At 48.9% G+C, this 22,550-nt stretch carries 18 protein-coding genes; 8 read left to right on the top strand and 10 right to left on the bottom strand.

Translation table 11 applies throughout. From position 1 onward, the window contains the following. Nucleotides 1–87: 87 nt before the first annotated feature. Nucleotides 88–681: a Holliday junction branch migration protein RuvA gene (ruvA, locus tag QZ311_RS00405; RefSeq protein ID WP_297062700.1), complete on the bottom strand. Its 594-nt coding sequence runs from the start codon at nt 679–681 to the stop codon at nt 88–90. 119 nt (nt 682–800) lie between these two features. Between ruvA and QZ311_RS00400 the strand changes: the two genes are divergently transcribed. The 4 genes from QZ311_RS00400 (at nt 801) to galE (ending at nt 4,386) form a co-directional block, all read left to right on the top strand. Continuing rightward, a complete protein-coding gene (locus QZ311_RS00400; RefSeq protein WP_297062698.1) occupies nt 801–1,490 on the top strand; it encodes an RluA family pseudouridine synthase in 690 nt (229 codons plus the stop codon). Then, nucleotides 1,480–2,316 (top strand): 1-acyl-sn-glycerol-3-phosphate acyltransferase, encoded by an 837-nt coding sequence (locus QZ311_RS00395; protein WP_297062697.1) that lies wholly within the window; start codon nt 1,480–1,482, stop codon nt 2,314–2,316. Before QZ311_RS00400 ends, QZ311_RS00395 begins: the two co-directional genes overlap by 11 nt. A gap of 61 nt (nt 2,317–2,377) precedes the next feature. Continuing rightward, nucleotides 2,378–3,337 carry a GNAT family N-acetyltransferase gene (locus QZ311_RS00390; protein WP_297062695.1) on the top strand — a complete coding sequence of 320 codons (960 nt, stop codon included), beginning with the start codon at nt 2,378–2,380 and terminating at the stop codon, nt 3,335–3,337. A 17-nt stretch (nt 3,338–3,354) separates the two neighbouring features. Then, nucleotides 3,355–4,386, top strand: coding sequence for a UDP-glucose 4-epimerase GalE (gene galE, locus QZ311_RS00385; RefSeq protein WP_297062693.1), 1,032 nt, complete (start codon nt 3,355–3,357; stop codon nt 4,384–4,386). A gap of 89 nt (nt 4,387–4,475) precedes the next feature. Here galE and QZ311_RS00380 read toward each other — a convergent pair whose 3' ends face one another. The 4 genes from QZ311_RS00380 to purL all read right to left on the bottom strand — a co-directional run bounded on the left by QZ311_RS00380 (nt 4,476) and on the right by purL (nt 11,921). Continuing rightward, on the bottom strand, nt 4,476–6,179 hold the full coding sequence (locus tag QZ311_RS00380) for an acyl-CoA dehydrogenase family protein (protein WP_297062691.1): 1,704 nt from the start codon (nt 6,177–6,179) through the stop codon (nt 4,476–4,478). A gap of 8 nt (nt 6,180–6,187) precedes the next feature. Continuing rightward, a complete protein-coding gene (locus QZ311_RS00375) occupies nt 6,188–7,213 on the bottom strand; it encodes an electron transfer flavoprotein subunit alpha/FixB family protein (RefSeq protein ID WP_297062688.1) in 1,026 nt (341 codons plus the stop codon). Nucleotides 7,214–7,221: 8 nt separating this feature from the next. Beyond that, the gene (locus tag QZ311_RS00370) at nt 7,222–8,094 is read right to left on the bottom strand and encodes an electron transfer flavoprotein subunit beta/FixA family protein (RefSeq protein WP_297062686.1); all 873 of its coding nucleotides are present in this window, start codon (nt 8,092–8,094) and stop codon (nt 7,222–7,224) included. Between the two features lie 125 nt (nt 8,095–8,219). Continuing rightward, nucleotides 8,220–11,921 carry a phosphoribosylformylglycinamidine synthase gene (gene purL, locus QZ311_RS00365; RefSeq protein ID WP_297062684.1) on the bottom strand — a complete coding sequence of 1,234 codons (3,702 nt, stop codon included), beginning with the start codon at nt 11,919–11,921 and terminating at the stop codon, nt 8,220–8,222. Between the two features lie 209 nt (nt 11,922–12,130). On the opposite strand from purL, the gene QZ311_RS00360 reads away from it, so the two are divergent. After that, the gene (locus QZ311_RS00360) at nt 12,131–12,769 is read left to right on the top strand and encodes an HAD-IA family hydrolase (protein ID WP_297062683.1); all 639 of its coding nucleotides are present in this window, start codon (nt 12,131–12,133) and stop codon (nt 12,767–12,769) included. A 43-nt stretch (nt 12,770–12,812) separates the two neighbouring features. Here QZ311_RS00360 and nadC read toward each other — a convergent pair whose 3' ends face one another. Continuing rightward, complete coding sequence (gene nadC, locus QZ311_RS00355; protein ID WP_297062680.1) at nt 12,813–13,661, bottom strand: carboxylating nicotinate-nucleotide diphosphorylase; 849 nt, start codon at nt 13,659–13,661, stop codon at nt 12,813–12,815. A 35-nt stretch (nt 13,662–13,696) separates the two neighbouring features. Here nadC and rlmH point away from each other — a divergent pair, with 35 nt between their 5' ends. Then, on the top strand, nt 13,697–14,170 hold the full coding sequence (gene rlmH / locus QZ311_RS00350; protein ID WP_297062678.1) for a 23S rRNA (pseudouridine(1915)-N(3))-methyltransferase RlmH: 474 nt from the start codon (nt 13,697–13,699) through the stop codon (nt 14,168–14,170). Between the two features lie 28 nt (nt 14,171–14,198). Here the strand turns inward: rlmH and QZ311_RS00345 are convergent, their stop codons facing one another. Genes QZ311_RS00345 through QZ311_RS00330 form a run of 4 tightly spaced genes read right to left on the bottom strand, consistent with a single transcriptional unit; the run spans nt 14,199 to nt 18,059 of the window. Beyond that, nucleotides 14,199–14,375 carry a hypothetical protein gene (locus QZ311_RS00345; RefSeq protein WP_168185352.1) on the bottom strand — a complete coding sequence of 59 codons (177 nt, stop codon included), beginning with the start codon at nt 14,373–14,375 and terminating at the stop codon, nt 14,199–14,201. Nucleotides 14,376–14,389: 14 nt separating this feature from the next. Beyond that, on the bottom strand, nt 14,390–15,589 hold the full coding sequence (locus tag QZ311_RS00340; RefSeq protein WP_297062676.1) for a D-alanine--D-alanine ligase family protein: 1,200 nt from the start codon (nt 15,587–15,589) through the stop codon (nt 14,390–14,392). A 59-nt stretch (nt 15,590–15,648) separates the two neighbouring features. Then, nucleotides 15,649–17,235 (bottom strand): UDP-N-acetylmuramoyl-tripeptide--D-alanyl-D-alanine ligase, encoded by a 1,587-nt coding sequence (gene murF / locus QZ311_RS00335; protein WP_297062674.1) that lies wholly within the window; start codon nt 17,233–17,235, stop codon nt 15,649–15,651. Between the two features lie 53 nt (nt 17,236–17,288). Next, nucleotides 17,289–18,059 (bottom strand): alpha/beta hydrolase, encoded by a 771-nt coding sequence (locus QZ311_RS00330; protein WP_297062672.1) that lies wholly within the window; start codon nt 18,057–18,059, stop codon nt 17,289–17,291. Nucleotides 18,060–18,273: 214 nt separating this feature from the next. Here QZ311_RS00330 and QZ311_RS00325 point away from each other — a divergent pair, with 214 nt between their 5' ends. Then, nucleotides 18,274–19,428 carry an efflux RND transporter periplasmic adaptor subunit gene (locus QZ311_RS00325; RefSeq protein WP_297062670.1) on the top strand — a complete coding sequence of 385 codons (1,155 nt, stop codon included), beginning with the start codon at nt 18,274–18,276 and terminating at the stop codon, nt 19,426–19,428. A 31-nt stretch (nt 19,429–19,459) separates the two neighbouring features. Next, complete coding sequence (locus QZ311_RS00320; RefSeq protein ID WP_297062668.1) at nt 19,460–22,546, top strand: efflux RND transporter permease subunit; 3,087 nt, start codon at nt 19,460–19,462, stop codon at nt 22,544–22,546. Nucleotides 22,547–22,550 lie beyond the last annotated feature (4 nt).

Here is a 22,550-nt window from a genome sequence, read left to right as displayed (position 1 = left end):
ATAAATGCCAACTATGTGTCTATTTTCAAACTATGTTACTAATTTGCAGCCTTTAGCCGGCTTTCAGTTCCGTATGGGCCGTGAGGCCTACATCATGCTCAGAGCTTTCTTTATGGCTGCCTCGACTTTTATCGCCGGATCTGCATCGAAAATCCTTTTCAGGACTTTCTGTGATTGCTGTCTCACAAATCCAAGTGCGGTGAGTGCGGCAAGCGCTTCGTCGTAAACCTCGCTGAAGGAACTGAATGCGTCAGACTGTAATGATAACGAACCATCTGTGGGTTTTATTTTATCCTTCAGGTCAACAATTATGCGCTGTGCTGTTTTGACGCCTATCCCTTTTACATTTTTCAGCTTCGAATGGTCGCCGGAGGATATGACAGCCTGTAGGTCTCTGACAGGTATGGAGGATAATATCAGGATGGCTGTTCCCGGTCCTACGCCGGAAACTCCGATGAGCAGGCGGAACATTTCGCGCTCCTCGGCTGTCATGAATCCGTAGAGCACATGCGCGTCTTCGCGTATGACTTCATGTATCAGCATTTTCAGCTCTCCGCTTGATTTTTGTATTTCTTCGAAGGTCGGCAGGGATATGTTCATCAGATATCCGAGTTGGCCGGCTTCAATGACCGCATAGGTCGGAGTGAGTTCGGTGGCCACCCCTTTGATATATTCAATCATGATGGAATTTTTGATTTTTGTGAGGTTTCACTGCTTTCAACCTACAAAATTACTCTTTTATTTCCATTTTAGACCAAAATCGGCTAACTTTGCGATACAATCGGACACTAATATAAATCATGGAAGTAATCTACGAGGATAACCACCTTATTATAATAAATAAATCACCGGGTGAGATTGTCCAAGGCGACAAGACCGGTGACGAACCACTGGTCGAGACGCTCAAACGCTGGCTTAAAGAAAAATATGGCAAACCCGGCAACGTGTTTTGCGGAGTGGTTCATCGCCTTGACCGTCCGGTCGGAGGACTGGTTGTCTTTGCAAAGACATCAAAAGCACTGACCCGGCTTAACGATATGTTTCGTAACGGTGAGGTCGAAAAGACTTATTGGGCTTTGAGCCGTAATAAACCTGAACCGACTGAAGGCCGCCTTGTGCATTTTATCACAACTACCGAGCGCAATAACAAAAGCTATGCATCGCCAACAGAACGTGCAGGGTCGAAACGTGCGGTCTTGACATATCGTTTGCTGGGATGTTCCGACCGTTACAACCTGATAGAAGTGAAGCTCGAGACCGGCCGTAAGCATCAGATCAGGGTACAGCTTTCGGCTATCGGATGTCCGATAAAGGGTGATTTAAAATATGGCGACAAGCGTAGTAATCCCGATGGATCTATCTCGCTCATGGCGCGTCGTATTCGCTTCACCCATCCCGTTTCAGGAAAATTAATCGATGTGACTGCTCCTCTTCCTCCCGAACCGCTTTGGCAGGCATTTGACAAAATTGGCACTGAGGATGAAAAATGACAAAACACCCATGAGGATTGACATTGATGAGGTGTTGCGTCAGCGGATGTCAGGCTACTATAAATTTATCCCGAAGTTTGCGGTGAAATTATTGGAGCGAGTCATCTGTCAGGACGGGCTTAACAGGCTTCTTCTTCACAACGCTGATAAATCAGGTGTGGATTTCTGTCGGGGAGTGATTGACGACCTCGGCGTTTCATATCGTGTCAATGGCTCGCTGCCTAAGAATGATTCACGTGTCATAATTGTCTCCAACCATCCTCTCGGCGGACTTGACGGAATGATATTGGCCGCGATGGTTTCGGAGCAATATGGCGGACGGAAAGATGTGAAATTTGTCGTTAACGACCTGCTGACATTCGTTGAGCCTCTGCGCCCGATATTTCTTGGTGTCAATAAGCATGGGAAACAGTCGAGGGAGGCTGCTGCGATGCTTGAAGAGGCATTCGAAAGCGATGTCCCCATGCTGATGTTTCCGGCCGGACTCGTATCGCGACAAAACAGTGACGGGCTCATCGCTGACCTGAAATGGAATAAAATGGTTGTCAACAAAGCCATTTCATCGCACCGTGATATAATTCCTTTGCATTTTGGAGGCGAGAATTCCCGTTTTTTTTATAAATTTGCACGTCTAAGGACTCTGCTTGGCCTCAAATTCAATATAGAGATGGTACGTCTCCCGGCCGAAGTGTTCAAAAGCGCCGGAAAGACATTTGATGTCAACATCGGTGCTCCGATTCGATGGCAAAGCCTTCGAGGAGGAAAATATGCGCAATCTCAGGCTGATTGTCTACGGGAAGCTGTCTACAGCCTTGCACCGCGTTAGCTATGCCATTCCAAAGTTGGCTTTGGCTTTTTCTTTATACATAAATACGGAATCAAGATTCATGACCGAAAAAATAATAGATCCAATTGACAGTGCTCTGATTGAAGCAGAGCTGACACGAGATAAATTTCTGCGTCCGACCAATAAGGGACACAACGAAATATACATAGTTGACGGGCGTGAGTGCGAAGCGACCATGAAAGAAATCGGACGTCTGCGGGAACTTGCATTCCGCGCTGCAGGAGGCGGTACGGGCAAGAGTTGCGACATTGACGAGTTCGACCTGATGGATCCGCCATGCCGTCAGCTGATTGTGTGGGATCCTGAGTCGAAACTCATTCTCGGCGGCTATCGGTTTATCATAGGTGAGGATATCCGTTTCGATGAAAATGGCGCACCGCGGATTGCCACCAGCCACATGTTTCAGTTCTCCGACCGGTTTATCAACGAATATCTTCCAAGCACGATTGAACTTGGCCGTTCGTTCGTAAGACTTGAATACCAGTCATCGCGTGCCGGCGCAAAGGCTATTTTCGCCCTTGACAATCTTTGGGATGGCCTTGGCGCTCTGACAGTGGTTTATCCTGAGATAAAATATCTGTTCGGCAAGATGACGATGTATCCCAACTACGATCGTGAATGCCGTGATATGATTCTTTATTTCCTGCATAAGCACTTCCCCGACACTGAGAATCTGGTACGTCCTATAAGCCCGTGTACCATCACGATTGACCGAAAATCGATGGAACGCCTTTTTGTCGGTTCATGTTTCAAGGAAGACTACAAGATTCTTAACCATGCTATCCGCGAATTCGGATTCAACATTCCGCCATTGGTGAACTCCTACATGAGTCTGTCGCCGACGATGAAAATGTTTGGAACAGCCATCAATGATGAATTTGGCGACGTAGAGGAAAGCGGTATATTTTTTGCGATATCCGACATTTTCGAGGAAAAGAAACAACGTCATATCGGATCATATCATCCTTCATCAGAAGGCATACAGAGTGAACAGATTTAAACTAACATCTTTATAAAATGGACAGAATTTTAGTTACCGGCGGAACCGGTTACATTGGCTCACACACTGTTGTTGAGCTTCAGAACGCAGGTTATTCTGTGGTAATCATTGATGACCTCTCCAATTCCAACCGTGAAGTTCTCGATGGCATAGAACGCATCACGGGCACACGTCCTGACTTTGTGGAAGGTGACTGCACTGATATCGAGGTTCTTAAGAAGCTTTTTGCCGAATATCCCGACATAAAAGGTATCATTAATTTCGCTGCATCCAAGGCCGTCGGCGAGAGCATGCAGAAACCGATTCTTTATTATCGTAACAACTTGAACACGCTTCTCAATCTTCTTGAACTTATGACACCTAACGGTGTCAAGGGAATAGTGTTCTCGTCATCTTGTACGGTTTATGGCGAGCCGGATGTAAATCCTGTCACCGAACAGTCTCCAATCAAAAAGGCAACATCGCCTTACGGCAACACCAAGCAGATTTCCGAGGAGATAATCACCGATGTTATCAATGCCGGCGCTCCGTTCAAGAGCGTTATTCTCCGTTATTTTAATCCGGTAGGTGCGCATCCTTCGGCAGAAATCGGCGAACTTCCCAACGGTGTGCCTCAGAACCTGATTCCATATCTGACACAGACCGCAATCGGAATCCGCAAGGAACTGAGTGTGTTTGGTGATGACTATAATACACCTGACGGTTCATGTATCCGCGACTATATCAATGTCGTAGATCTTGCTCAGTCTCATGTGATTGCGGTCAAGCGTATGCTTGAGGACAAAAGTGAAGCCAAGATCGAGATATTTAATCTCGGCACAGGCAACGGTGTCTCGGTGCTTGAGCTTATCAATACATTTGAGGAATCGACAGGAGTCAAAGTCCCGCATAAGATTGTAGGGCGTCGCGCCGGCGATATCGAAAAGGTATGGGCCGACCCGACATATGCCAACGAGGTGCTTGGATGGAAGGCGACTTCTTCTCTGGCCGACACCATGCGTTCGGCATGGGCATGGCAGCTCAAACTTCGTGAAAGAGGAGTGATGTAATCTTGTAAACTCCTGTTACATTATATTAAGCGACACCCGTCGGAATTTGACCGGCGGGTGTCGCTATTTTTATTCAGGTAGATTTGGATTTAATCCACCTTATAGATTGCTACTTCAGCGGGGTTGAAGTTTGCGATGAAATCAGAGTGCTTTGTGACTTCGGCCTGTGCGAGATTTGTGTAAACCTCGGCAGAACGCTTGAAGCTGTCGTTGCGGTTTGCATCGAGAAGGAGAAGATAGCCCATGACGATTACGCCGGCCATTTCTACGAGTCTGCGTGCCATGAAATCACCGTAAGCTGAGTCATCGACGGAGGTCACTGTCTCTACAGCCTTTGCATAGCGTTCGGTCATTGCTACAAGACGGTCTTTGATACCCTGAAGTTTAGGCTTCACCTCTTCGGCATTGTACTCGTTGATGAGGTTGAGGTAAGTGCCGGTGGTGACGTGGCGGATAGCGGCGACAACCTGAAGCTGTGTAGTGCCTTCGTAGATTGACGTGATACGAGCATCGCGATAGATGCGTTCACATGCGTAGTCTTTCATGAAGCCGGAACCGCCGTGAATCTGTATACAGTCATAGGCATTCTGGTTGCAATATTCACTGCCCATGCCTTTGGCAAGCGGAGTCAGCGCATCGGCCAGACGGCTGTAGTGTTTCGACTCCTTGCGTTCCTCGGGTGTGAGTGTGCGTTCTTTGGCAATGTCATCGTAGATTTTATAGATGTCTACATAGCGGGCACAAGCGTAGAGAAGCGAACGAGAGGCATCAAGTTTAGCTTTCATGACAGAAAGCATTTCGTAGACTGCCGGGAATTCGATGATGGCTTTGCCGAACTGCTTGCGGTCCTTGGCATATGCGAGAGCTTCGCGGTAAGCGAGTTCGCTGACACCGACACTCTGTGCAGCAATGCCGAGACGCGCGCCATTCATGAGGGCCATCACATATTTGATAAGACCGAGACGGCGAGATCCGCAGAGCACGGCTTTGGCATCCTTATAGGTAAGTTCGCAGGTAGGCGAGCCCTTGATACCCATTTTGTTTTCGATTCGGCGGACGTTCACTCCACCGTCACGTTTGTCATAGATGAACATTGACAGACCGCGGCCATCTTTAGTGCCGGCTTCTGAACGTGCAAGCACGAGGTGGATGTCGCTGTCGCCATTGGTGATGAATCGCTTCACACCGTTGAGCAGCCATGTTCCGTCGGGTTGTTCAGTGGCTTTCAGCATCACGCTCTGGAGGTCAGAACCTGCATCGGGTTCGGTGAGGTCCATCGACATTGTCTCGCCCTGACACACGCGGGTGATGAATTTCTCCTTCTGTGCTTCATCGGCAAATTCATAGATAGTCTCCGCGCAGTCCTGCAAACCCCAGAGGTTTTCAAATCCGGTGTCGGCACGGCTGACAATATCGGCAGCCATGATGTATGGAGTAATCGGGAAGTTAAGGCCTCCGAAGCGGCGGGGCATTGCCATGCCCATCAGGCCGGCCTTGCGGCATGCTTCAAGATTTTCTTTGGTCTTGTCTGCATAGATGACGCGGCCGTCCTCTACGCGCGGTCCCTGATGGTCGACATCCTCGGCATTCGGAGCAATGATGTCACCGCAGATTTCACCTACGATTTCAAGAACTTTATCGTAGCTGTCCTGTGCGTCGGCATAATCAAGAGGTGCGTAGTCAAATTTTTCAGCGTCTGTATAGTTACGTTCTTTCAGAGCGACAATCTTTTCCATCAGGGGATGGGTCAGATGGTGCTTGAGATCGGGATTGTCAGTATAAAAATTGGCCATTGGTCTGGTTATTTGGAATTCTTCTTGTAGTATTTGATTAGTTTAGGCACGACTTCCTCAAGGTTTCCGGTGATTACATAGTCGGCGATTGTATTGATTGGTGCAGCCGGATCATTATTGATTGATATAATGATTGAGCTGTCCTGCATACCGGCTATGTGCTGGATTTGTCCTGAGATACCGCATGCGATATAGAGTTTGGGACGTACGGTCACACCTGTCTGTCCGATCTGACGTGCATGTTCGGTAAAGCCGGCATCGACTGCCGCACGTGACGCACCTACTTCCGCACCGAGCGTGTCGGCCAGTTCGTGAAGGAGCTGGAAGTTTTCCTTAGAACCTACGCCATAACCTCCGGCAACGATGATAGGGGAGTTCTTGATGTTGATTTTCGATTTTTCAATGTGACGGTCAAGGATTTCAACAACGAAATCTTCATCCGATACATACTTGTTGGCATCAAGATTGATGATTTCACCCTTGTATTCGGGATCGAAAATTTCTTTCTTCATCACTCCTTCACGCACAGTAGCCATCTGCGGACGGCATTCGGGGTTGACAATAGTTGCAACGATATTGCCGCCGAAAGCCGGACGGATCTGGAGAAGGAGGTCCTTGTATTCCTTGCCGGTCTTGGGATCTGTATGGTCGCCGATTTCAAGAGCCGTACAGTCCGCAGTCAGACCGCTGTGAAGACATGAGCTGACACGTGGACCGAGGTCACGGCCTATGCAGGTCGCACCCATGAGGCAGGCCTGAGGCTTGATTTCACGGAAAAGATTGATGAGGACTGCTGAATGAGGATTAGAGGTGTAGGGATAGAGACGTTTGTCGGAAACCTTGTAGAGACGGTCGACGCCATAAGGGAACACCTGTTTCTCTACGTCTGTAAGGTTGTCGCCGATAACGATTGCTTCAAGTTTTACGCCGAGTCGTGAAGCGAGCACTCGGCCTTTGGTCAGAAGTTCGAGGCTGACATCGGCCACGCGACCGTCCTCAAATTCAAGATATACTATTAAGTTGTTCTGGTCCATAGTGCTGCTTATCCGATTGTGTGGTTAGTTATGAGTTCCTTTACGAGGTCTTCGATTTCAGCGTCGTTGTCGGTAAGTACGCGACAGTCCTTGGCGGTAAATACGACGTTTTCAATCGCCTTTACTTTTGTCGGAGAACCCGGAAGACCAATCTGGGCGGGATCGGCGTCAACATAGGCCGCACTCCATTCCTGAAGGTTAAGATATGGGCGTTTTTCAAGAAGGGCTTTGCGTTCGTCGCTGAGTTTTGCCACCTCGCTCGGAGATGCCGCATATTTGTATTTCTGCACACGCATTGCGTTTCGCGGACGGCAGTCAGGAGCTGAACCGTTGACTGTGACAACGCAGGGGAGGGGTGCTTTCACAGTCTCGACTCCGTTTTCAAGACGACGTTTCACAGTGACATGGCCGTCTGAAAGGTCAAGGATTTCTTCTGCGTACGTAACCTGTGGAATTCCAAGTTTCTCTGCTATCTGAGGGCCTACCTGTGCAGTGTCGCCGTCGATAGCCTGACGTCCTCCGAGAATGATGTCGTAATTGCCGAACTTTTTCACGGCTTGTGCAAGCGAATAGGATGTGGCGAGTGTGTCAGCGCCTCCGAGAACTCGGTCTGTAAGTACGATACCTCCGTCTGCGCCGCGATAGATAGCTTCGCGGATGATTTCTGATGCACGGGGGAGACCCATTGTGAGAAGTGTTACAGTTGAACCGGGATGGCTGTCCTTGAGACGGAGAGCTTGTTCGAGGGCATTGAGATCCTCCGGGTTAAAGATGGCCGGCAGCGCTGCGCGATTGATTGTGCCGTCCTCTTTCATTGCATCCTTACCCACGTTGCGGGTATCGGGTACCTGCTTGGCGAGCACGATGATGTTAAGACTCATAATTGGTTTGTAATAAATAGATGGGTTATTAGATTGGTAATTTCTATCATATATTTCCGAACGACTCTCCAAAACCGGGGCTTTGTAGTCCGGTTTTGAAGAGTCATCGAAATTGTATCAGGGTTTTATTTGACCTTTTCTTCTACCCATTTGCGGGCATTGATAAAGGCATCGATCCAAGGTGTAACCTGATCGGACTTGCGTGTGGCAGGATAGAATCCGCATTGCCACGGGAATATTGCCCTTTCGAGGTGTGGCATCATCGCGAGATGACGGCCGTCAGCCGAACAGATGCCGGCTACAGCTCCGCGCGAACCGTTGGGGTTGGCAGGATATGCGCTGTAGTTGTACTTAGCCACGACATTATAGTCGCTCATGGCCATAGGCAGGTTGAATTTACCCTCTCCGTGAGCTACCCAGATGCCAAGTTTGCTGCCTGAAAGTGAGCCGAACATGACTGAGTTGTTTTCCGGGATGGTGACTCCGAGGAACTGCGACTCGAACTTATGGCTGTCGTTGTGAAGCATCTTGGTCTTCTTCGGATGTTCGGGATTGATGAGGTTGAGTTCAATCATGAGCTGGCAACCGTTGCAGATACCGAGTGAAAGAGTGTCTTCACGTGCATAGAAGTTCTTGAGGGCACGCATGGCGTTTTCGTTCCACAGGAAGCCCGAAGCCCAGCCCTTGGCAGAACCGAGAACATCGGAATTGGAGAATCCGCCGCAGAACACGATCATGTTGACGTCCTCAAGATTTTCGCGTCCGCTCATAAGGTCTGTCATGTGGACATCCTTTACATCGAATCCGGCAAGATAGAGTGAGTAGGCCATTTCACGGTCGCCATTCACGCCCTTCTCGCGGATAATTGCGGCTTTGACGCGGTCACCGTGGCCGTCGCGACGGAGTGCGATGCCTCGTGATTCGAGTTTGCCGTCATACTTCGAGGGGAAACGGTAGCGGATGGGTTGTTTTTTGTAGTTCTCAAAACGGCTGCGTGCACATTTCTCTCCACTCTGGATTGCATCCATGAGATAGCTGGTGTGGAACCATACATCACGCAGGTAGTCGATGCCGAGCAGACGCTGTGTGCCGTTGTGGTTGATAATGAGGGTGCGTTCTGCTGTCGGAGCGCCGATATGGCAGAAACGGATACCTGCCTTGGTGAGAATTTCGTCGACAGAGGCTGTTTTTGATGCTTCGACCTGAGCGACAAGTGCCGGGTTCTCTGCAAAGAGAATCTTGACGAGGTCAGTTTCTCCAAGTGTAGCGAAACCGGTAGTGTCAAGTTCGATACCTCCGTCGGTATTAGCGAATGCCATTTCAAGGAGCGTGGTGACAAGACCTCCGGCAGATACGTCGTGGGCAGCCATCAGCTTGTTTTGCTTGACAAGTTTCTGCACTGTTTCGAATGTCTTGACAAATGCTTCGGTGTCGGCGACAGTCGGCGCTTCAGAACCGAGTTTGCCTTGAGTCTGGGCGAGTGCAGAGCCTCCGAGCTTGAGCGCGTCGGACGAGAAGTCTATATAATAAAGTATAGAGCCTTTCTTTCCGAGGACGGGACTGAGAGTTTTGCGGACATCGCTCACCTCTCCGGCTGCGGATATGATGACAGTGCCGGGTGCATAGACTTTGTCTGCACCGTATTTTTGTGTCATTGACAGTGAGTCCTTACCTGTGGGGATGTTGACACCGAGCTTGCATGCGAAATCCGAACATGCTTCTACCGCACGGTAGAGAGCAGCGTCCTCTCCCGGATTCTTGCAGGGCCACATCCAGTTGGCGCTGAGCGAAAGCCCCTTGATTCCGTCGGAAAGGGGAGTTGCCACGATGTTAGTGAGCGCTTCTGCAACTGCCATCACCGAACCCTTGGCAGAGTCGATTAGTGCAATCTGAGGTGCATGTCCGATTGAGGTTGCAATACCTTTGGTTCCGCTATAGTCAAGGGCAACCACACCGCAGTCGCTGAGCGGAAGCTGGATTTCACCTTGACACTGCTGACGGGCAATCTTGCCTGTCACCGAACGGTCAACCTTGTTGGTGAGCCAGTCCTTGCAGGCTACAGCTTCGAGGCTGAGCACCGATGCAGTGTAGCGTTCAATGTCTTCTTCGTTATATTCACCGTCGGTGTATGAATTGACAACAGTATTGTCGACAAGTGTTGTCTTGGGTGATGAGCCGAACATGTCGGTCATTGCAAGGTCGATGGGTTTCACTCCGTCTTTCTGCTCGAAAACAAAGCGATGGTCACCTGTGGTTTCACCTACGACATACATCGGGGCGCGTTCACGGTCGGCAATAGTGCGCACGAAGTCGATATCTTCTTTCTTGAGCACCATTCCCATACGTTCCTGACTTTCGTTTCCGATGATTTCTTTTGACGAAAGTGTATGATCGCCGATTGGAAGGTTGCCGATTTCAATTTTACCGCCTGTTTCTTCAACGAGTTCGGAGAGCGCATTGAGATGGCCGCCTGCACCGTGGTCATGAATAGAGACGATTGGATTGTTGTCGTTTTCAGCGAGTGCGCGGATTACGTTTGACACACGCTTCTGCATTTCGGGGTTGGCACGCTGCACGGCGTTGAGCTCGATGCCTGATGCATACTGTCCTGTCTCGACTGACGATACAGCACCGCCACCCATTCCGATACGGTAGTTGTCACCGCCCATCACGACTACGGCCTCGCCGGCTTCAGGCACACCCTTGATGGCATCCTTTGAAGCTGCATATCCGACACCACCGGCAAGCATGATAACTTTGTCGTAGGCATACATTTTGCCATTTTCATCGTGCTCGAATGTCAGAAGAGAACCGCAGATGAGGGGCTGGCCAAACTTGTTGCCGAAATCAGATGCTCCGTTTGATGCCTTGATGAGAATTTCGGCAGGAGTCTGATAGAGCCAAGCGCGTGGATTCATCATGAGTTCCCACGGATAATTTCCAAGACGGGGATATGAAGTCATGTAGACGGCAGTACCTGCGAGCGGGAGGCTTGCACGTCCGCCACCGAGACGGTCGCGGATTTCACCGCCGCTACCTGTGGCAGCGCCGTTGAATGGTTCTACGGTTGTCGGGAAGTTATGGGTCTCAGCTTTCAGTGAGAGCACGGTCGGAAGGTCACGCACCTCGAAGAAGTCTGAGCGTTCGGGATGGGTGGGGTAGAACTGTGCCACAGTCGGACCTTCGACGAACGCTACATTATCCTTATAAGCTGAAACGAGTTTGTTTGGATTGACCTGAGAAGTCTTTTTGATAAGTTTGAATAAAGAAAGAGGTTTCTCTTCTCCGTCAATAACGAACGAACCGTTGAAAATCTTGTGGCGGCAATGTTCGCTGTTGACCTGAGAGAAACCAAACACTTCACTGTCGGTGAGGGGACGGCCGAGGCGTTTTGCGAGGTCGCGAAGGTATTCCTCCTCCTCAGCACTCAGGGCGAGACCCTCTCGTTTGTTATACTCACTGATGTCGGCGATGTGCTCGATTGGAGCTGCCGTTGCCGAGGTTGTGAACACCTTGGAGTTCAGACCGTCGTAGAGGCGTGACAACATTTTGTCAAACGTCGGTTCTTCGGTGGTCACACGGTGGAATTCCTCTATGCGGGTGATTCCTTCAAGACCCATGTTCTGGGTGATTTCGACCGCATTGGTGCTCCATGGGGTTATCATCTCTTTGCGAGGGCCGATGAAGCGTCCTTTTACCGAGGTTGAGGCGAGAGGCATTGCTCCGTCGAAAAGCCAGCGAAGTTTCTCGTTTTCTTCTTCTGAAAACTTGTGGCTGGTTTCAACGGCGTAAATAAGGTTTGCACCTTTTTTGAAAAATACGACCATAGTGAAATATGCAATGAATGGAGTGAATTTCTTGATTCAAAGAGTGACCTGAAAAGGGCATTCTTCGCAACAAAGTTACGCAAAATCTCCCATATCACCAAGAGATGAAGGCTATTTAGAGAATTTGTAGTAACTTTGTGACATTAAATTTTCATGCGCCATAGTCTTTTGGCGAAATCTGTGTAAATCAAAACATATTGCAATATTCTATGAAAAGAAAGATAGGAGTCCTTTTTGACCTTGACGGCGTCCTCGTGGACAGTGAAGGCGAATATTCTAATTTCTGGGGCCCGATGGGACGCAGATTCAATGTCGGAGGTGAAACCTTTGCTGCCGACATAAAGGGAACAACTCTTGGTGAAATCCTTCAGCCGTTTCCTGAAGAGGCTCGTGAAGGAATCGTGGAAGAGCTTCACTCTTACGAGCAGCATATGAAGTATCCGTGGATTGCCGGTGTAGAAACTTTTCTTGCCCGGCTGCGTGAAATGGAGATACCGTTTGCCGTCGTGACGAGTAGCGATAATGTGAAAATGGACTATCTTTTTGCTGCGCATCCTGATTTGCGGGAGATGCTCAGCGGGCTGGTCACAGGCTCGATGGTCAAGCGCAGTAAACCTGATCCGGAGGGCTATCTGACGGGTGCGCAGTTGATAGGTGTTCCTATCGAGGACTGTTATGTGTTTGAGGATTCTCTTCAGGGCCTTCAGGCTGGCATGAGTTCCGGTGCGACTGTTATCGGTCTGGCCACAACCAATTCCCGCTCCCGGTTAAATGGAAAAGCCCACAGAATCATTGATGATTTTGCAGGCTTTACAGTTGAAGATATGCTTGATGTCAAGCGTGACTGATATATGTTTATCGGCAACACAATTTGTTGCCGATAAACATATATTATTTTACAGCTTTGAAACTCATGTCAAGGCCTTTGACAGAGTGTGTGAGTGCTCCTACAGAGATGAAATCCACACCGCATTCGCCGTAGTCGCGGAGAGTGTCGAGGGTGATGCCGCCGGATGACTCAATTTCTGTTTGTCCGTTGATGAGTTTCACTGCTTCGCGGGTGCGTTCAGGAGTGAAATTGTCGAGCATGATTCGGTCTACGCCGGCTTCAAGCGCTTGGCGGATTTCGTCCTCATTACGGACTTCAAGCTCAATTTTCAGTTCTTTGCCTTTTTCTGCGCAATATTTTCGTGCAGCTTCCACGGCCTGTCTGATTCCACCTGCGAAATCCACGTGGTTGTCTTTGATGAGAATCATGTCGAAGAGACCGATGCGGTGGTTGCAGCCACCTCCGATGCGGACAGCCTCTTTTTCAAGCATACGCATTCCGGGAGTGGTTTTGCGGGTGTCGAGGACTTTTGTCTTGAGACCTTCGAGACGCTGCTGATATTTTGCAGTCTGGGTTGCGATACCGCTCATGCGCTGCATGATGTTGAGCATCACTCGCTCGGTCTGCAACAACGAACGCACACTGCCTTCGACTTCAAATGCTATGTCGCCCGGTTTGACGTGAGCACCATCGCTGATGTACACAGTCATCTTCAGTTCCGGATCAAACTTCTCGAACACTTTGCGGGCAATCTCAACTCCCGCCAGTATTCCTTCTTCCTTCACGATAAGACGCTGGATTCCGCGTTCATCGGCCGGGATGGTGCTTAAGGTTGTGTGGTCTCCATCACCGACATCTTCTGCGAAAGCAAGAGTCAGGAGGTCATCGATAAGTTCATCTTTTGTTTTCATATCCTTTTCTTTAAATTACAATCTTATAGTCGAAAATGAAAATAGTTATTATAGCAGTCGGAAAAACATCCACCGCTTATGTTGCTTGCGGAGTGGAGGAGTTCCTGAAACGGGCCAACCGGTATGTCCCTACAGAACTCTTAGTGATTCCTGACATCAAATCGTCAAAGGCGCTGTCAGAAGAATCACAGAAACAGCAGGAGGGGCGGAGTATACTTGCGGCTCTTCAGCCCGGCGATATTGTGACTCTTCTCGACGAAAGAGGAAAAGAGCTTACATCGAGGGAATTTTCAGCTATGATCGAGCGACGGATGGTTCAGGGCATAAAGCGTCTGGTGTTTGTCATAGGCGGTCCGTATGGATTCTCGAACGAGGTCTACGAACGAGCCGATTCAAAACTGTCGCTGTCACGCATGACATTCACACACGAAATGGTTCGTCTGTTCTTTACGGAACAAATCTATCGCGCCATGACCATTATGCGTGGCGAGCCATATCACCACGATTGATGTGCAATTGTGCGGCTCACTCTAAAGGCTATGCCACACGGTAGAGAAACCACACGAATGCAAGGGCGAAAGCCGTATAAATCAGGGCGCTGCGAAGGAAGAGACTCCAGCGCCTTTTCTTACGCCCTGACATATAAGTATAAAGCCCTCCGCCGAGGATTCCAAAGCCGATGCAATATGCAATCCAGAAACCGACACTTCCCATAGTCCTGTGCCGTTTTAGTTACGCGGAGCTTTAGCGCCCTTTATGCCACCTTTCGCACCGCCGGAAAGGGAAAATATATTCTGGTCGTAGCTGACGGTTTTCTGGCCTTCCTCGCGTTTGCGTTTAAGGGCGAGCTGCACGAGCTTGTCCATAAGCTTGTCAAATGAAATGCCGGTTGCTTCCCAAAGGTAGAATGACAGTGAGCCGGGTATGGTGTTGATTTCGTTGACATAGATTTCATTGTTGTCGTCGTCAATGATGAAATCTATTCGGCTTACACCGTGGCAGCTCAGCACACGGAATGTTTCTCCGGCGAGATACTGGATTCGTTTTGTCATCTCTTCAGGCAGGTCAGCCGGAATGCGTTTCTGGGATGCCTGCATGCCTTTGGCTCCCTTTGTGCCACCCATATACTTGTCCTCGTATGAAAGTATTTCCGCACTTTTTATCGGTTCTTCGAGCACTGATGACTGATATTCGTCACAGTCGCCGAGTACCGAACAGTTGATTTCTTTAAGATTGTCGACCATATGTTCGACGATAATACGTGAGGTGTATTTCTGTGCGACATCCACTTTCTCAATGAGCTGTTCGCGGTTTGCAGCACGGCCGATGCCGACACTTGAACCGAGATTGGCAGGCTTGACAATCACGGGGTATCCGATTTTGCTCTCGATTTTCTCAATAAGTTCGTCGCGCTTTGCAAACCATTCCTTGTCGGTAAACCATACGTAATCGATGACGGGAATGCCTGATTCGCGGAGAATCATTTTCATCGTTATCTTATCCATGCCGTTGGCGCTCGCAAGAGTGTCGCATCCGGCATAAGGTATGCCGATGGTCTCAAGGACACCTTCAAAGATACCGTCTTCCACGTTTGAGCCATGGAGGACAGGAATCACTACGTCAAGCGTTGCGACAGGGCCTTTGTTTCCGAACAGACCGGCCGATTTGGCACGATAGAGGTTATAATCGCCATAGACAGGACGGAGGTAGACTTCCTCGCATTTTTCAAGCAGGGCGGGGATGTTACGGTAGTTTGCTATCTCAAAGAGCGCATCTCCGGTATAGAACCGTCCTTGTTTGGATATATATATAGGTGTGACGTCATATTTTTCGCGATTTATGGCGTGCATTGCCTGCGAAGCGGAAATCACCGAGATTTCATGCTCGGTAGAGCGTCCGCCGAAAAAGACTCCAATATTGGTTTTCATTGTCTTGTTTTATATGATATAAGAAGATGTTTATTCAATTGTTGTCATGTTGGACAATCCTACTTGAACGTGTCAGGCAGGTCATTTTCATAAAGGACTGTGTCACCGCTTTTCAGTGTAATCGCCAAGAGCCTTTGTGCTTCATTGAACGAATCGACCTTATAGACTTTGGCTATACCGTTGTTGACATTTTCGATGCCTGCGACTATTGCATCGCGGTTATAAGTGCCTACGATTATGGCTATATCTGCGGAGACAGCGATTGATTCGCCAAACTTTCGATTGAGTTCTTCTTGTCTGTCGCCAAGCTCAATCATGCCGGGGGTGACGATGATGCGTCGGCCACCGGTCATCATTTTCAATACGTCAAGAGCCATCTTCGAACCGGTTGGATTGGAATTGAACGCATCGTCGATGATGGTCACTCCACCAGGAGTGCGCTTCATGTTAAGGCGGTGTTCGACCTGTTCGATATTAGCGACGGCATAGCGGATTTTTTCAACAGGCACATTCAGACGGAGTGCTACGATGATGGCTGCAAGAAGGTTTGACACATTGCATTCGCCGACTAAGTGTGTGGAAAACGCCAGCCGTTCGCCGGCAGGTGTCACGACAGAAAATGAAGTCCCGGATGGAGTATATGTGATATCTTCAGCCGTATATTGTGCTGCATCTTTGGCGCTGACTGCATAACGTATGCACTCTACGTTTTCGACATTTCGGTTGGCAACAAACGGGAAATCATCATTTATAACTGCAAGACCGTCGGCCGGGAGGGCATCGACAAGCTCGAATTTCGTGCGCTGAACGTTTTCAATAGTCTTAAACGATTCAAGATGCTGTTCGCCGACGGCGGTGACAATACCCATTGAAGGGTGGACGAGGTCGCAGATTTCCTTGATGTCCCCCGGCTGTTTAGCTCCCATCTCGCAGATAAACACCTCATTGTAGGGTTTGAGATATTCGCGGATTGTACGGATAACCCCCATGGTCGTATTAAAACTTCCGGGTGTCATCAGGACATCATATTTTTCCGACAGGATTCGGTTCAGATAATGTTTTGTGCTCGTTTTGCCATAACTGCCGGTGACACCGATTATCTTTAAATCCGGCATTCCGTCGATTATCCGTTTGGCATCGTCATAATATTTCCGGTTGATGCGGGCTTCTACCGGCTTGAGCAGGGTGTTGGCGGCAATTGCAAAAGCGTGAGAGAAGCAATATACGGCAAGAGCCGTAGTGACTACGAGGTCAAGTGAATATCCTTTGACTGCGCACAAAACCGCTACAGCGGCGATGATGATGGCTGCAAGCCCGAGCATGACACTGAATATGCGTGTGGCACGCGGAGTCATCACCAGAGGTTTCTTATATTTCCGTCTTGCGAGATTGAATATATTGACAATTGATATGATGGCAACAAGTCCGACGGAAATCATCGGCAATGACAGGGTGGAAAGCGAGGCGAGCACCACCGCACCGGAAACAAGACGCATGGTCGATGTGCTGTCCTGCGAGGAGGAGAGCCATCTGTTATAACGGTCGTTCCTGTATGAATTCTGCTGAAGCATCATCAGGTCGCGCTTGAATTCAAGCACGACATTTATCACTGCCAGAACAATGGCTATTATAGTGCAAGCTAACATGGTTGAGCTATGTTAATCTGTTTGTTAATCCTTTTCAAATACAAATTGGAGCATCAGGCCTTTCCAAGGAAGCTGCGCAATACGGCTGCAAACTGGATAGGGTTGTCGAGGAATGAGTAGTGTCCGCATCCTGAGAATGAGACAAGGCCTGCATCCGGGATGAGTTTTTCCATTTTTTGTGCGTCGGAAAGAGGCGTGGCTGTGTCATTTTCTCCCCAGATTAATAATGTGGGGGCTTTTATCAAATGAAGACGGTCGGTCAGGTCTTCATTGACCACTTTCGAAAGTATTCTTCTCATCATCGGCGATGCGTTGGCATAGTCGCTTGAGCCGGCCTTTGCTCTTTTGGCATCAAGACGTTTTTCAGCAGCGTCTTTCCCGAGGAAAAGATACATCAGCCTTTTTACAGCCTTGAACGAATATACTTTCCAATAATATTTCAGCGAACGTTTTGGTTTGATACCTGCGGCATCGACAAGTATCAGTTTTTCCACTTGGTTGCGTGACGCATAAAGTATGCCTACGCGGCCACCGAAAGAATGGCCGAGCAGGATTGGCGATTTTATCCCGAGTCCTTTTGTCAAAGCCTCGATTTGGCGCGTGTAGTCCTCGACGCCCCAGACGTCGGTCGGTTCTTGGGAATCACCGAATCCCGGAAAGTCGACATTTATGACACGGTAGCCGCATGACGATGCCACACGCTCGATTGATGCTACGGTGGTGTGGTCACATCCCCATCCGTGCATCAGTATGACGGTCTTTTCACCTTTTTCAGAATCGGTGTAGTGAAGATTCAGCCCTTCAAGCCTCGTATCTCTGTCCATAAATTAAATTTGACCTACAAAATTATGAAAAAGCAGTGAATAATTGCATGTGCGGATTTAAAAAGTTTGTGCTACTCGGATTTGTTTGCTAATTTTGCAAGAAATCATCAGAATTATATAAGACATCAAGAGTGGGACTTGATTAATTTTGTGCGTCGTTTGATGACGCTACATTTACTGCTTACTCTTGTATCCAATTTTTTCTTATTAAATCATGAGTTACCCATTTGCTTATAAGTTGTTCCCGACCGTTTTGTCGGCTATTACATTGACCATTGCCGTGTCATGTACCCATTCTCATTCTGATGCCCATGGTGAGAATTTGGCAGACGAAGGGCATGGACATGAACATGAAGATGAAATAGTCATGTCTCCTGCCGATGCAATGCGTTTCGGGGTGTTTGCCGAAGCCGCAACCAAAACTCCATTTTGTGAAATTGTCAAGGTCTCTGGAGAAGTACTCCCGGCTGCAACTGACCGTAGTGTCGTGTCTGCTCCGACAGCGGGTATTGTCAGGCTTGCGTCTGGTGTCGAACCGGGCAAAACTGTCAGGAGCGGAGAGCTGATTGCTTCTATATCTGCGGGAAATATGACCGGAGGTGATGCAAACAGGATGGCAAAAGTGTCTCTTGACGCTGCGAAACGCGAACTGGACCGCCTGACTCCACTGCTTAAGGATGGCCTGATAACAAAAAAAGAATATAATGAGGCTCTGCGTTCCTATGAGGAGGCCAAAAGCGCCTATAGTCCGGCAGCTGCGACAGGCCGTGCGTCAAGTTCGATATCCGGCGTAGTGTCGGAATTGCTTGTCAGTGATGGCTCTTTTGTGGAGGCCGGCCAGCCAATTGCTACTGTGGCTCGTAGCCAGCGCCTGACGCTAAAGGCCTTGCTGCCGTCTCGTCATGTCGACATGCTTCCTCGTGTAGCCTCTGCAAATTTCGTCCCGTCCCATTCCTCCGGTGAGGCCATTCGCTTGGCCGACCGTGGCGGTAAATTGCTGTCGTCATCTACTTCGGCTGCGGATAATACTCCCGGTTATCTTCCTGTCTATTTTTCGTTTGACAATCATGGGGATGTAGTTCCGGGCACACCTGCCGAAGTCTATCTGATAGGCTCACAAAGGGCTGATGCTCTCACTGTCCCTGTCGGTGCTATATCCGAGCAGCAGGGCGAAAAATTCGTTTATGTGAAGGTTGAGGATCATGCCTATGCGAAACATCCGGTAAAAGTCGGACGGAATGACGGTCGTCGAGTTGAAATTCTTGATGGAATTTCGGAAGGGGACTCCGTAGTCGCCACCGGAACAACGTTCGTGCGTCTCGCTGAGACCTCTACTGTCGTGCCCGAAGGCCATTCACATAACCATTAAAATAATCTTTTCATAATTCAGGACTCTAAAGATGCTCAACAGAATCATAAAATTCTCGCTTGACAATAGAATTGCTGTTATAGTGATGTCAATCGTTCTGCTGATTTATGGAATGATTGTGCTTCTGCGCACCGAGGTCGACATATTTCCTGACCTTAATGCACCGACGGTTGTCGTGATGACAGAAGCCCCGGGAATGGCTCCCGAAGAGATTGAGAAGGTGATAACCTATCCGGTTGAGACGGCTGTAAATGGTGCGAGCGGTGTGCGCCGTGTCCGTTCAGCTTCTGCTCCGGGACTGTCTTCGGTATGGGTTGAATTTGACTGGGGTACGGATGTATATCTGGCTCGACAGATTGTCTCGGAGAAACTTTCGGAAATAGAAAGCGATCTGCCACCGAATGTCGGGAAACCTACACTTGGACCTCAATCGTCGATACTCGGCGAAATTATGATTATTGGCCTTACGGCAGACTCGCTTACCACACAGGAAGAGCTACGTACAATAGCTGACCGCCAGATTCGTCCGCGCCTGCTGTCTCTGTCAGGAGTCGCCTCTGTCAGTGTCATCGGAGGTGATGCCCGTGAATATCAGATATTGCTCCATCCTGCGGCAATGCAACGCTACGGAGTCAGTCTTCAAGAGATTCGCGACGCCGTGGGGCAGATGAATGCCAATGCGTCTGGTGGCGTGATTTATGAACATGGAAATGAATATATAATAAAAGGTGACATATCTACAGGCAGTGTAGATGATTTGAGTAATTCTCTTGTGCGTACAGCCGATGGAACTGCTATACGCCTTTCTGACATAGCGACCATCAAGGTCGGCGCTGCCGAACCGCGATTGGGTACTGCATCACTCAATTCCAAGCCTGCTGTTCTTGTGACTGTCACCAAGCAGCCTGCTGTCGGGACAATCAATCTGACTGACGAAATCGAATCGAGCCTGTCGCAGATAAGCTCTACGCTCCCGTCTGATGTGAATGTGAATACCGATATTTTCCGGCAGTCGGATTTTATTGCCACATCTATCGGTAATCTACAGGAATCACTTTTCATCGGAGCGATTTTTGTTATTGTTGTGCTGTTTTTCTTCCTTATGAATCTTCGCACAACCATAATTTCGCTTGTGGCTCTTCCTCTGTCGATCATTGTGACTGTCCTTGTGTTGCATTTCCTCGGCTTGACGATAAATACGATGAGTCTCGGTGGTATAGCTATTGCCATAGGCTCGCTTGTCGATGATGCAATCGTTGATGTGGAAAACGTCTATAAACGTTTGCGTGAGCGACATCGCAGTGGAGAGTCCGTGCTTAAGATTGTCTACGATGCTTCTAAAGAAGTGCGTCTGCCTATTTTCAATTCCTCGCTTATCATCATGGCCAGTTTCCTTCCGCTTTTCTTCCTTGACGGAATGGAGGGAAAGATGTTGAAGCCGTTAGGTATTTCGTTTATAGTTGCGTTGGTCGCATCAACAATTGTAGCGCTTACTGTGACCCCTGTCCTCTGCTCGTATCTGCTTGGAAGTAAAAAAGCGATGAAGGCCCTTGACAGAGAACCGAAATTCGCACGCATGCTCCGTATGGCATATGAGAAGGCTTTGGCATGGTCTCTCGGGCATGCGAAACCAATCTTTATTTCGACTGCGATTCTGTTTGCTATATCTGTCGGTATATTCTTTACACTTGGCCGAAGTTTCCTTCCGTCATTCAACGAGGGGTCGTTGACTATTAATGTGAGCACTCTGCCCGGCATTTCGCTTGAAGAGAGCGACAGGCTTGGTCGTGAAGCTGAAAAAATCATTCTTTCGATGCCTGAAATAGACCTTACGGCACGAAAGACCGGCCGTGCAGAACTCGACGAACATTCGCTTGGTGTGAATGTCTCTGAAATTGAAGCTCCCTATACGCTTGACAACGGACGTTCGCGCAATGAGCTGCTTGCTGATCTCCGCCACAAGCTCTCGCATCTGCCGGGTGTCAATATCGAAATCGGACAACCGATTTCCCACCGTATTGATGCAATGCTCTCCGGCACTGAGGCCCAGATTGCAATCAAACTTTTTGGCGATGACCTTGCAAAGCTCTACAATATAGGCAATCGTATAAAACATCTGATTTCTGATGTGCCCGGTGTTGTCGATGTCAACATCGAGCAGCAGGTGGAACGTCCTCAGCTTGACATCCGCCCGAAACGCGACATGCTTGTCTATTATGGAGTCACTATGGGCGAATTTGCCGATTTCATCAATGTTGCGCTTGCCGGTGAAAAAGTGTCGCAGGTCTATGAAAACGGATTCCCTTATGACCTGACACTCCGCATGGCGTCCGATAGCCGGAGTACGATTGAGGATATTTCAGATCTCACAATTGATACATCAAAAGGTAAAGTACCTCTCAGTGAGCTTGCGGAAATCGTTTCAGCCACAGGCCCTAACACAATCAACCGTGAGAATGTCAGCCGTAGGATCGTCATCTCTGCAAATGTCTCCGAACGCGATCTTCGAGGCACTGTCGATGATATCCGAAAGGAAATAGAATCCGACATCTTGCTTCCGGAAGGCTATTTCATCACCTATGGTGGTCAGTTTGAGAATGAGGCAAAGGCTTCGGCTACGCTCGCCCTTGTGTCGATCGTGGCTCTGATTGTCATCTTTTTGCTTCTCTACGGCCAGTATCATAGCGTAAGCCAGTCGCTCGTAATTCTGCTTAATATGCCCCTTGCCATTATCGGAGGCGTTATTTTGCTGCGTGTGACCGGTGGAGAATTGAATATTCCGGCTATCATAGGTTTTATCTCCTTGCTTGGAATCACCACACGCAATGGCATGCTTCTCATGTCGCGCTACGATCAGTTGCGTGCCGAAGGCATGGCTCTCCGTGAGCGTGTCATGCTTGGCTCGTCCGACCGTCTCAATCCTATTCTTATGACAGCGCTGAGTTCGGCTCTTGCCTTGATTCCATTGGCTGTCAACGGAGATAAACCCGGAAATGAAATCCAGTCGCCGCTCGCTATTGTCATTCTTGGAGGCTTGCTGACATCTACAGTACTCAATATCTTTATCGTTCCTATCGTTTATCGCTATATCAATCGAAAAGAAAATACGAATAATTAAAAAA

This window comes from uncultured Duncaniella sp. (assembly GCF_910578445.1).
GTDB lineage: Bacteria > Bacteroidota > Bacteroidia > Bacteroidales > Muribaculaceae > Duncaniella.
This window is presented reverse-complemented; position numbering and strand designations above follow the sequence as displayed.